The 12,388-nt window shown below is 46.6% G+C and carries 8 protein-coding genes; 4 read left to right on the forward strand and 4 right to left on the reverse strand.

Annotation, left to right across the window (positions count from 1 at the left end):
* The first annotated feature begins 63 nt into the window (after positions 1 to 63).
* The 4 genes from KIT90_RS01665 to KIT90_RS01680 all read left to right on the forward strand — a co-directional run bounded on the left by KIT90_RS01665 (position 64) and on the right by KIT90_RS01680 (position 3,443).
* Complete coding sequence (locus KIT90_RS01665) at positions 64 to 1,251, forward strand: MFS transporter (RefSeq protein WP_285374714.1); 1,188 nt, start codon at positions 64 to 66, stop codon at positions 1,249 to 1,251.
* A 78-nt stretch (positions 1,252 to 1,329) separates the two neighbouring features.
* Positions 1,330 to 1,959 (forward strand): GrxB family glutaredoxin, encoded by a 630-nt coding sequence (locus KIT90_RS01670; protein WP_285374716.1) that lies wholly within the window; start codon positions 1,330 to 1,332, stop codon positions 1,957 to 1,959.
* Positions 1,960 to 1,969: 10 nt separating this feature from the next.
* Positions 1,970 to 3,061, forward strand: a complete 1,092-nt coding sequence (locus KIT90_RS01675; RefSeq protein ID WP_285374719.1) for an alkene reductase — start codon at positions 1,970 to 1,972, stop codon at positions 3,059 to 3,061.
* A gap of 184 nt (positions 3,062 to 3,245) precedes the next feature.
* Positions 3,246 to 3,443, forward strand: coding sequence for a hypothetical protein (locus KIT90_RS01680; RefSeq protein ID WP_005429656.1), 198 nt, complete (start codon positions 3,246 to 3,248; stop codon positions 3,441 to 3,443).
* Positions 3,444 to 3,585: 142 nt separating this feature from the next.
* Here the strand turns inward: KIT90_RS01680 and KIT90_RS01685 are convergent, their stop codons facing one another.
* The 4 genes from KIT90_RS01685 to KIT90_RS01700 are packed head-to-tail and all read right to left on the reverse strand — an operon-like array spanning position 3,586 to position 12,371.
* A complete protein-coding gene (locus KIT90_RS01685; protein WP_285374722.1) occupies positions 3,586 to 4,644 on the reverse strand; it encodes a toxic anion resistance protein in 1,059 nt (352 codons plus the stop codon).
* Between the two features lie 15 nt (positions 4,645 to 4,659).
* The gene (locus KIT90_RS01690; RefSeq protein ID WP_285374724.1) at positions 4,660 to 5,364 is read right to left on the reverse strand and encodes a phospholipase D-like domain-containing protein; all 705 of its coding nucleotides are present in this window, start codon (positions 5,362 to 5,364) and stop codon (positions 4,660 to 4,662) included.
* Positions 5,365 to 10,227, reverse strand: a complete 4,863-nt coding sequence (locus tag KIT90_RS01695; RefSeq protein WP_285374727.1) for a DNA repair ATPase — start codon at positions 10,225 to 10,227, stop codon at positions 5,365 to 5,367. It abuts the gene before it with no gap.
* Positions 10,228 to 10,283: 56 nt separating this feature from the next.
* Positions 10,284 to 12,371: a peptidase gene (locus KIT90_RS01700; RefSeq protein WP_005532324.1), complete on the reverse strand. Its 2,088-nt coding sequence runs from the start codon at positions 12,369 to 12,371 to the stop codon at positions 10,284 to 10,286.
* Between the last annotated feature and the right edge of the window lie 17 nt (positions 12,372 to 12,388).

Here is a 12,388-nt window from a genome sequence, read left to right on the forward strand (position 1 = left end):
GCCAGAGCAAGAAAAAAGCATGGCACCAATGGGTTAAAACTAATTAAAAAAAGAGACTCCCCCATGAATAAAGAAAAAATGCCGCTGCAGGTATGGATCTTAACACTTGCAGCTTTTGCTATCGGTACCGCAGAATTTGTTATTGCAGGAATCCTTCCTCAAGTCGCCAACTCTTTGTCCATCACGGAAGGACAAGCCGGTTACCTAATCAGTGCCTACGCACTTGCCATTGTATTTGGCGGTCCGCTACTTACGATTTACTTAGCACGCTTTAACAAGAAAGCCGTACTGGCTGGGCTAATGGTGCTGTTTATTCTCGGCAACGTGTTGTCCGCTTTCGCGCCGAACTACTTTGTATTGATGGTCAGCCGAGTGATCACAGGTTTAGTTCAAGGTCCTTTCTACGGCATCGGTGCCGTGGTAGCGACCAATTTGGTTTCAGAAAAAATGGCAGGTCGTGCGGTCGGACAGATGTTCGCGGGCTTAACGCTGGCTAACGTTTTAGGTGTGCCTGGCGGTACCTGGATTGGCTTGCAATTCGGCTGGCACACCACTTTCTTGACCGTTGCAGCTTTCGGTTTAGTGGCTCTGTTTTTTATCACTTCAGTGATCAAATCCACCGGTCATGGCGAAGCAAAAGATGTCAAAGCGCAATTGGCTGCGTTCAAAAACCCAATGCTACTTATCAGCCTTGCGATCACCGTATTTGCTTGGTCGGGGTTTATGACTTTGTATGGCTACATCGCCCCTATCGCCATGCACATCACTGGCTTTGGTGAAAGTGCCGTGACTTGGATTTTGGTTATCGTTGGTGTCGGTCTGATTGTCGGCAACACCATGGGTGGTCGCTCATCGGATAAAAACCTACAAAAAGCGTCCATGTTCTGGGCTATCGCGATGATTGTGTCACTGTTACTAGTCGGCCTAACTGTCGACAGCAAAGTTCTGTTTATTGCCACCGCCTTTGTATTTGGTATTGCGTCATTCGCTAACGTGCCAGCAATGCAACTTCGAGTAATGAACCACGGTGGTGAAGGTCAAGAGCTAGCGGCGACGGCAAACATATCTGCGTTCAACTTAGCCAATGCCTTTGGCGGCTTCTTGGGCGGCATGGTGCTCGATAGCCAAATGGGCGCTGGCATGATCCCTTACGCAGCCATCATTGTTCCACTGATTGGTCTGCTATTCATCGCCAAGGCGAACCGCAAAGAAAGCAAACAAACTGAGCTAACACCAAGCTTCAACAACTAATTTCATCCCTACTGGTAGCCCTGACTTAACGCCTCCCGAACAAGCGGGGTTATCCAATTAAATGACTAGGAAAACACTATGAAACTCTACATTTACGAACATTGCCCATTCAGTGCTCGCGTCCGCTATGTTGCTGGCATGCTGAATATCCAACTCGACGTCATCAATATTGCTTATGACGACGACAAAACCACAACAGACCTGATTGGAACCAAACAAGTACCACTTCTTATTAAAGACAACGGTGAAGCGATGGCAGAAAGCCTAGATATCATTGCTTACTTCCTTGAACTGGCTACATCAAGTGAAACAAGCCAACCATCTCAACAAGCGCTGGATTGGCAAAAAATTGCGTTTCTTCCACTACAGAAAGTGGGTTACCCACGCTGGTCAAACATGGATTTACCAGAGTTTGCCACTCAGTCTGCACAGCTCGCTTGGCGCGCGAAAAAGGAAACTGAAGAACTCAATTTTGATGCACTTTTGCAAGACACACCAAACATTGCCAAAGAGGTAGAAGCGCTCATCGAACGTGCGAAAAGTGTGTTGAATCTCGATTCCTACCAGCATGTGACTTTGGTAGACGAAGCGATCTTATTTTCTATTTTGCGCGGGTTCTTCAGTGCCACAGAAATCCAATGGGACAACACCGTGAAAGATTGGATGGAATCGGTAAGCAACAAAACCCAAGTGCCACTACTCAAGTAAGGAATCGATCATGAGCAAACTATTTGAACCAGCACAGCTAAAACAACTGGATCTACAAAACCGCGTAGTCATGGCACCAATGACCCGAGCGCGCACTAGCCAACCGGGAAACATTCCAAACCAAATGATGGCGACTTACTACAAGCAGCGCGCAACCGCAGGCTTAATTATCTCTGAAGCCACCCAGATTTCAGACGATTCGCAGGGTTACTCGTTCACACCAGGTGTCTACACAGATGAACAAGTGGCTGGCTGGAAAACCGTCACTCAAGCAGCAAAAGAGCAAGGCGCAGCGATGTTTTGTCAGTTATGGCATGTTGGCCGTGTATCACACCCGACATTCCAAAAAGGCGAACAGCCTATTGCCCCATCAGCACTAAAACCTGTAGAAACCCAAGTGTGGATTGCCGACGAACAAGGCAATGGCAACATGGTCGATTGTGTAGAGCCGCGAGCCATGACTCAAGCAGATATTGACCGTGTAGTGAGTGATTTCGCCCATGCCGCGAAACGTGCGATTGAAACTGGCTTCGATGGCGTTGAAATCCACGGTGGTAATGGCTACCTGATTGACCAGTTCCTGCGCACCAATTCAAACCACAGAACTGATAACTACGGCGGAACTCGCGAAAACCGACTTCGCTTTTTGTTAGAAGTGGTCGATGCGGTAAGCGAAGCCATTGGTGCCAACAAAGTAGGAGTACGACTCGCGCCATTTATCACTTTCAAGGACATGAACTGCCCAGACATAGTGCCAACCATCCTTGATGCATCGAAACAACTTCAAGCTCGTGATATTGCGTACTTGCACCTGTCTGAAGCGGACTGGGACGACGCACCAGTGATTCCAGAAAGCTTCCGCATCGAACTGCGCGAATACTTCACCAATACTATTATCGTTGCTGGCAGTTACACCCAAGAGCGAGCTGACGAGGTACTTGAGAAAGGTTATGCGGATTTAGTCGCGTTTGGACGCCCGTTTGTTTCTAACCCAGATTTGGTGGCGCGCTTACAGCACCAACAACCTCTGGCTGAACTGGATGGCTCTACGCTTTTTGGTGGTAATGAACACGGCTATACCGATTATCCGGCGCTTGGTTGAAGGGTTTTACCCGCTTCTGAAAAGGTTTTATCCGCTTCTGATAGCGATCCATAGCGTGCCATATTTCCCAAATTAATCAGTTGTTATCCCATAAAGAGAAAAGCGCAAAGTAGTTCAACGTTTTCTTGTGTTTAGGTGTAATAAACTGGCTGCATATTCAGAATGCAAATTTAGGAGAACGCTCGTGTCTGATGAAAATTCAAAACAAGAAGTGACGGTTGTTGATATTAAAATGCCATTTATGTCGATGGTGATCTTTATGGTCAAGTTCGCTATCGCTTCAATTCCTGCGATGATCATTCTGGGGATCATCTTCAGCATTTTAGGGATGATATTTGGCGGAATGTTCGGTGGCATGTTCCACGGTTCTGGTCACATGTAAGCGCAATCACCGCTGTGTGGTCTAGCTTGAGCTCGGGATAAAGCCACGCTGTCTCTTTTACCAAAAAATCACTCCCTATTTTCTATTACTCGTTAAAAGTAGATAAAAAATGAGTAAGGGAGTGATTTCTCGATGGCTCTCCTTACAAGGTTTGCTCAAGCGCTTGTTTAAGTTCTGCCTCTGCTCGCTCAATCACTTGTTGAGCCTGCTCGCGTTGCGCTCTGCCTTCCTTCACTCGCGATAGCGTATTGTTCAACGTTTCTATCGTCAGTTGATTCACGGTCTCTAGAGAATCAAGGTCGAGAATGCCACGCTGGTAATTTTCTGCTATTTGCTCTTCTAACGCCTTCAGTTTCTCTGCGTTTTGCACATATTGCTTATTGGTGTAATCCTTCACCGCACGCGTTACCTTCAACGCTTTCTCTTTTTCATAATTAGAAATCGCGATCAAGAATTGGCGCTTCCACAATGGAAAGGTGTTATTCACGATATCTTGAATGTCTTCCATCAGCATTTTATTGCCTTCTTGAGACAATCGAATCTGAGGTGCGGTTTGGATAGCAGCAAGGCGAGTGAGCTCAAGGTTATGCACGCGCTTTTCTAAACGAGCAACGGCTTGGGTCGCATCACGGTATTTCTGAGCATCCAACGCGTCACCACTTTGCTCAGATTGTGCCAGTAAGCTTGGTAGCACATTTTGCGTGAGCTGGTTTAACTTATACTTACCAGCGGCGATGTACTGCTCTAATCCGCCGAGCAACTCTAAGTTATGGTCATAGAGCGTATCGAGCTGGCTAATATCATGAGCTAGCTTCATCTCTTGTGCTTCTAAACGTCCTGAAAGCAATTCCAATTGGCTTTTCACTGAATCAAAACTTGCCGAGAATTTTTTGAATGAATCAAAAAGTTCACCTACCAGAGGAAGTTTTGATAACAAGCTAGTTTTGCCTAAATTAGAGAATTCAGCACTGTCCATGGACGATACCATTGCATGCAAAATATCGCCCGCTTCACCGCTGTCGCGAACACGGACTTGCTCTAACACTTCGTCAGAGAAAGCCGTGATTTTTTCCAGCGCCTCTTTACCAAAAGTGATCGTCGCTACACTATCAAACGCATCAAATTGCTCTGCGAGTGCGACGATTTGAGGAGTAGCGTCCACCTCAAGTACCTGATGGTCAGAATTCATCAATTCGGTCATGGGATCTCCCTATATTTATGACGGCTTATGGCAAGGAAACTTCTGCCATAGCGTTTCAAATTGTCTTAAGAACGCAGAAACAAACCTGCGGTCGTCGGTAAGCGTAATATCTTCCTGATTGTATTTAGAAGCGCTGCGTGTCCAGTTAAAACTGCCATTGATCAACCGCTGTTGGTCGAATATCGCGAACTTATGGTGCATGTGGTATCGAGTCGTATCAATTTTGACCGCCACGCCTTGTGCCGCAAGGTATTCAACATCACTGCCTTTATCGTACATTTTGTCGTTGTCGGTCACGATTCGGACCGTCACGCCTCTTTTATGCGCGGCGAGGATCTGATCGGTTAAGTCGTTATCCGCGATAGTGAAAACACAAATGTCCACAGAGTGACGAGCCAGCTTCAGCTGTTCAATGATGCCGGACGCACAGGCTCTACCCGGAGAAAACCAGCTCGACGCGGTATCTGCCGAGTTTTCACTCATGACATTGTTTAAAACCTTGACCACGCGCTCCAACCAACGAACTAAAGCGGCTGCATCACCTTGATTTTGGATTTCTTGCTGCACGAGCTTAAAGCTCATATTACGCAGGTAGGCGCGGTCTTCATGACTTAATACCGAGTCCTGCAGCTCTGATTGGAGCTCTCTTCGCTCACTATCATCTAGGCGGTAATCTTGTATCGAAGCCTCTAACCACGCAGACCATTTCTGTCGATTCATTTAACTTCCCTCCTGATCATGACGACCAAATCGAGCAACATGTTGATTCAACATAGCAAGTTGCTGCACAACCTGCCCTGCTCGGTCTTCCGAATCACCCATCATTTGCTGACGCTGATACCCTTCTTTAATTTCAGACCAACGTGCTTGCTGTTCATCCGTCATGTCACCACGCAGCTCTGCAAGCTTGAGTAGGTTTTCCTCAGTGCCCGCGGCCAGCGTTTGTGCTTCACCCTGATAGTGATCTTGAAGCAGCGTGTTCATCTCTTGGTCAGTCATCACTGACGAGATTTTCTCCGCCAGTTTATTCATGTTTCGATATGAGCCTTGCAGCTTGAACGGAGGTTCGACACGATACTGATCCGCTGTCGCGGCTGACTTGATGTACTGCTGATTCACCTTCAAGACAATTTGCTGCGCCATGATCAGTTTTTGCAAGGTTGTCACGATCTCGCTAGATTCGATCGCAGAATAAGAATGGCTCATCTCACTCAGCGCAATGCTTTCTCCCTCTGCCATTCTGACAAAGCGATACAAATCATTCAGGTCTCGCGTTGCTAAAGGCGCAAGCACGTTGTTGGAGGTGAGCGAGTTTTCGATAAAGCTTAAATCGAAGATCGATTTCTGGTCAGACAGCATGTCACCGAGGTTGTAGATGTCCGCGCGGTTAGCCAACATATCTGGGATTCGGAACGCTTCGCCACTCTCAGTGTAAGGGTTACCCGCCATCACGACAGCAAACTTTTTGCCGCGCATGTCGTAGGTTTTCGTTTTCCCTTTCCAAGTACCTTCTATGCGGCGCGTACCATCACAGAGTGAGATGAATTTCTGTAAGAATTCGGGATGTGTATGTTGAATATCGTCCAAGTACAGCAACACATTATTGCCCATCTCGAAAGCGAGGTTAATTTTCTCAATTTCGCGCGCCGCATTTTGATCAGGGGCGTCGGCGGGGTCGAGAGATGTCGCTTGATGACCGATGGATGGGCCATTGATCTTCATGAACACCAAACCTAATTTGTGTGCAACATACTCAATTAACGTCGTTTTACCATAACCAGGCGGAGAGATAAGAAGTAGCATCCCCATCAAGTCAGTACGTTTTTTATCGCCTAACGTGCCCATTTGCTTAGCAAAGTTGTCGCCAATAAGAGGTAAGTAGCTCTCACTGATCAGCTTGTTGCGCACAAATGACGTTAATGGGCGAGGTTTAAACTCACTAAGACGGAAATCTTCTTTAGCGCAGCTCAACAACTGGGTGCGCTGGGATAGATAAGCTTCAAAATTCGGAACTACCGAGCTTCGGTGATGTTCGTTTCTTTGAATAAAGTCATCCAATACGAGCTCTAAACTGCCTTTACTAATTCGAGTGTGCTCTCCCAATAACCCTTCGACATGACACACCAATGAAAAGTCGACACTGGCTAGCCTTTTCTCTGACAAGGTATTCACCACAGCAACCGTCGCCGCTTCGCATACGAATGCCTGACCGTATTGCTTTTTCGCCGTGTACGCACTTAACCACTGATGATGATCGTTAAATGATTCGGTAAAGCTGAGCGGTTGAGGTTGCCAGCCCAGACTGCGTCTAAATTGCAAATAATCTTCGCAGAGAGAAAGGGAATCCTGACTCACTTCGATTTGCCAATCTTGCTCACTCAATAGCTGCGCAAGGTAATCTGCGGCTTCATGTTGATCATCATTTAGGGAATCAACCAGTTGTTTTTGCAGCTCCTGATACGCTTGCGATGCATTTAAATGCTCTCGCAATAACTTCGCGTTTTGCGCCTGTTGTTGATAATGATCTATTTGGTCAGCATCTTGCTCTAATAGCCACAAGATGGCCTTCGAGCGCGCAGTTTGGCTGTAACGCAGTAACCCCGCTTGCTGATAAACAGGCAGCACTTTACGTAAAATGTTGACCGCATCATGATCGTGGATACCTTTGACATACCCTTCTCGATAACGTGGTGCTGCAAAACGTTGAACAAGTTCGTTCAACTTCTCTTCTCTCAAAGCATCATAAAGCTTACCTAGGCTCTGCCCATCTTGATTGATAGACGCTTGATGCAAGATTAAGTACGCCAGATACTCCGCTCGATAGACGTCCTCACTCTCTGAGGCAACGTCTAAACGAGAGACGGTTTGCAGGTCGAGAAATGCTTTGTCTTCTACCGCTTGGTAAAAATCCGTACCGGAGATGTGTAGCGCCAACTCACCACTTTGATCGACCAAACTGAGGTCAAGTGGCTGCTGGTTCACACTAAACCTATGCTTGCCCAAGCGCAGAACCGTTCCACCTTTCTCGAAGATGTCTTGGTTATCTCGTAATGCGCGTAGCGATTGGTCTTGAAGCGACTTCAATTTTGAGTCAACGCTGTCTGCTTTGACACTGTCGCCAAGCTCACGAATAGTCTGAGACAACTGTTGTAGCTTGAGAACCATTGCGTCGGTGGCAAAGTAGCTGTTCAGTCCTGCAACATCATCGAATCGTTCTACCCGCTTTTCTATGCTGCTCATGGTGACGTTGGCAGCTTGAAGTAAGTTTTGTACTCGACGTTGTTGACCTGCAATGAGCTGTTGCTTGTGGTTATCCAACGTTGATTGGATCTCATCACGCTTTGAATAAATCTCGCTTAAAAACTGGTCAAAATCCGCGAAGCGTGACTCTAACTTACCCAGTTGCCCAACGAGCTTAGCAAGCTGGGTATCACAATCGTCTGGCGTTAACGCTTGCTCCATTGCACTGCTCACAGACTGGCTGAGCAGCTTAAATTGAGCACTGAATTCCGCTTGAGCTTCTTCACTTTGTAAGCCTTGAGACTTTGCTCTTAGCTTGGCTGAAACAGTGTTAAGCAGCGACGTTACTTCTGTGGTGAGGTCTAAGATTCGAGTTGCTTGTGTCGGATCTTCTGTTTCGATGTCCGTGACTTCTTCCGTCACTATCTGGAGCTCATGACGAAGCGTTTCCACTTCTTCATTAAGCTTCTGAATCTCCGCCGTTTTAGTTACTTCTTCGAGCTGTAATTCAATTTTTTGAATTTGCTTCTTGAAAGGGACGTACGCTTTTTCGTCTTGAAGAAGAGTGAGCAAATGCAGGTTAAGTGACTCGCGCTGTGCCTGTAATTCTTCAAGCAAACGGTCAACTTGAACTTCATCAATGTAATGTTGCTGACGGAGCGACATAGTCACACCGACTTGCCCTTTTACTTCACTAAGCAAACTCAGTAATGTGTTCGCTTGCTCTTTTGGGGCCAGTTTGATTTTGCCAATGAGCTCGGAAACTGCCGATTTTTGCTCATCAAGGCTGCTGGAAGCATGTTTTTGTAACTGCTGAACTTTGGCAAACTCATCGATGATCTTATCGGTAGTCCCCATGAGTTCTTTGATCGCACTGCCTATTCCGCAAGCGTAATCATGATTGAGCCAAGTGTAGTGATCGAGGGTCGAGCGACACTGCTTGATAAGTACTTCATAGGCCGCTTGAGTTACTTCTTCACTCTGCGCTAATTGGCAAATCGAAAGAACAGAAGACAACGCTCGAACCAACTCAGTATTACCAAGATTGAACAGTGGACTGCTGCCTTGGGTTTGCGCATTGACTTTCGCATAGTACTCTGGGGTAGAAAATGGCGTATCCCAAATCCTCATCGGGTGGATGGTCGACGCCTCTTCATTCTCAGACAATTGAAACACTAACCAGCGGCCATCTGGGTATAAGCTGTAACCGTGGCTCTCCATTGGTGCTTCAAATTTCTTTTCAATCAAGTTGTAGGTGTACGCGATGTAATAACCTTCAACGGCGTTGAAAAAGATATAAAGAATATCTTCACCATTCGGTGACGTGATCTGCTGGAAGAACTTGAGCTGGTCAGCGTCAAAGGCGAACTGTTTGTCTTCACCATTTGATAGAACGTAGCCATTGGCGTATAGCACGCCATGATCTTCAGGTAACGTTTTTGCACTTGCCCCCAGAGCATCAGCCCTTACGACGGACTGAGTCACTGAATTGTAGAGGAAGTATCGAGAGTGCTTTTCTCGGTTTGGCTTTACTCGTAGCGCAATTAAGTCTCCGACAAACGCGTAATCGATGTGTGCGTCAGCCACGCTTTGGTGTGGGTCTTCAACGTCTTCTCTGTAGATACCTTTACCATCTTTGGTATTGTCTTCCACCTTGATGGTTAAGTCCCCGCCAACACATTCAACAAACAACTTATCTTGAATAGACACATGCGGATGATCGCCAAGCACGTGGTCATCTCGCGTTGTTGGGATCCAATCAAAATCATGTTGAGGAACACTGGTTAAGGCGTTCTGACCTAAAGAATCAATGTACTCGATAGAATGAGCGTTGATCTGAAAACGGAAGACTTTTCTGTCTTCTGGACGCATGCCAATTTGGAAGGCGATATAAAGCGTGCTTTCTTGACGAGAGATTTGAGAAAGCTTTGCGTCTCGGTAGTAAGTAAACAGTTCCGTCAATTCATGGCTAAAACGGGAATCGGATAAAAAACTGGATTCAAGTGGAAGCGGCTCAACACGAAATGTACCTTCATTTTCGTGGAGGTGATAAAGCCCAAACACATCGTCTAATGAAGGCGTCGCTTTCATCCCAACTTGCACATGATAACCGAACAATAAATGCTGGTTTACCTGAGCCATATCGATTGGAATGCACTTAGCATCGGTTTGAACATTGACCTTGCCGATCAATTTAAAATCTTGACCGCCAAACGTTTCTTGGCGTTGCTGATTGAAGGATTGGGAGAGAGACTTTAGCTGGCTGCCTTGCTGCAACAAACGCGTCTTTAAAACATCGTATGCACCAGCATCACTCACCGCTTTTTGAGTCATATCTGACATGCTAATACCTATAAATCCCGCTAACGAAGAAGCGGGATTTTTTAGAGAGAATGAAATTATGATTTATCGCTGGTTGTCGTATCTAGGGAGCTTTGGATTTTCTTCATTAGCTCCGCAGCGCCACCTTGTGAATTCAGCAAACTCGCGAGCGCGACATTACTCAAATCACTGCTTTTCAGTTCCGTACTCTCTAACACGTCTTTGATGTCTTGCGGTAGGCTACGGTTGCCATTCACATAATCTGAGACCAGTGGGTTAAGAACCTCTGATTCATTAAACTTCGCATCGACGACAGCGGCATCCATGATAGTGCGACGGATTTGCTCCATTCCTTCACCACCAAACAAACGGATATCAGCTTTCGATAGTGCCTCACCCAAGGCTTGAGCGTTCGCCCCAACCACGGTTTTCTGAGCATCAATGCGCGCTAATTCAAGGTCTTTCTCTTGTTGCAACTGCATCACCCACTTGTCGTGTTCACGAGTGTGATCATCGTATTGCTGAGCCGCCTCGAAGCGAGCTGTCTGCGCTTCTGCTTCTGCTAGGCCTTTCGCACGTAGAGCTTGCGCTTCCGCTTCACCGGCACTTTGTAAGGTGTAAGCTTCTGCTTCACCCGTCTCTTTAATCGCAAGTGCACGTTCGCGCTCAACTTCCACTTCAGCAAGACCCGTAGCACTGATCAGCTCTTTCTCTGCTTGTGCCATACGCTCTTTTGCTGCCGCTTCACGGTCTTTCGCCACAAACTCAGCTTCTGCACGCTTGGTCGTTACTACTTGTTCCGCTTCGGCTTGACGAGTCTTCACCGCTAGCTCGTTTTCCGCATCACGCGTTTTCACTTTCAGCTCAGCTTCGTTCTCAATCAAAATACGTTCAGAACGTTCGCGAGCGGCATCTTTTTCTGCACGAGCAGCAACCAGCAGTTCAATCTGTGCAGATTCAGCAACCGCTTCTGCTTCCGTCAGTTTGATGCGTTTTTCACGGTTAACACGCTCATTAACGCGCAGGTTTTCCGTCTCTTCTTCTTCGCGAGCAATCTTACGTTCGATTTCTACACGTTGAGAGCGGGTTTCCGCGACAGACTTCATCGCTTCTTCTACCGTCGTCTCTTTCTGCATTTCTCGCTCAGCAACTTCCGTAGAAGTACGAACTCGCTCAGTCTCTACCGAACGGTTCAATTCTTCTTGTTGGATTGCCACTTGGCGTTGGTTTGCGATACGCGTCATCTCGACTTCCATCTCGACACTTTCACGCTTCTTGGCCACTTCTTCTTCAGTTTCTAGCTCCGCTAGCTTAGTGATTCGCTCATATTCTTCACGTTTTTCAGCGGCCAAGGCTTCTTCTTGCGCTTTGATAATATCGATTTCACGCTGAGTACGGGCAATACTCTCTTTTTCTTGCTTATCAAGCTGTAAGCGGTTTGCTTCAGCTTCAACGTTTTTCTTCTTGATCGTTGTGCGTTCATCCTGACGAATCGCGTTGGTTTCCGTATTCTTTTGCGCTGTGATGGCAGAGATCTTACGGATACCCTCTACGTCAAGAATGTTACCCGGGCTATGAGCGTCCAGCGCGGTTTGGTCGACTTTATCGATAACAACGTCGTAGATCTTAAAGCCATCCATTTCGCTACCGATGACTTCAACAACGGCATCACGGAAAGCGCGGCGATTCGTTAACAACTCCTCAAATTCAAACTGTTTTACTGCCGTTTTCAGAGCTTCAGAAAACTTCGGCTGAAAGTGCTCTTTTAGGCGCTCTAGGTTAGAAGCATCATGGGCAGTAAAAAGTTTAGCAACACGAACAATGTCTTCTTCTTCGTGATTCACACCGATGTAGAAATCAACTTTGAGGTCCGCACGAATGTTGTCTCGGCAATGAAGGCCTTCGTATTCTTCGCCTTCTTGATCTTTGCGGCCACTTCGAACAACAGAGATCTTCTTACGAGTAATATCCATAAACTCAAATTTGTTGATCACTGGCCATACAAAAGTACCAGTTAGAGAAGCGCGCGTGGCATGCAGTCCATTGACAATTAGTGCGTCGCCTTCACCTCGAACCTTTTTATATCGAGTGGTGAGAAAGATAAGAATAATCAAAAAAATCCCGATACCAATCCCAAGGAATATCAGACTTGGAGAAATCTGCATAGCTGCTCCTTAATTTT

The organism is Vibrio sp. B172a, from assembly GCF_030248355.1.
Taxonomy (GTDB): Bacteria; Pseudomonadota; Gammaproteobacteria; order Enterobacterales; family Vibrionaceae; genus Vibrio; species Vibrio owensii.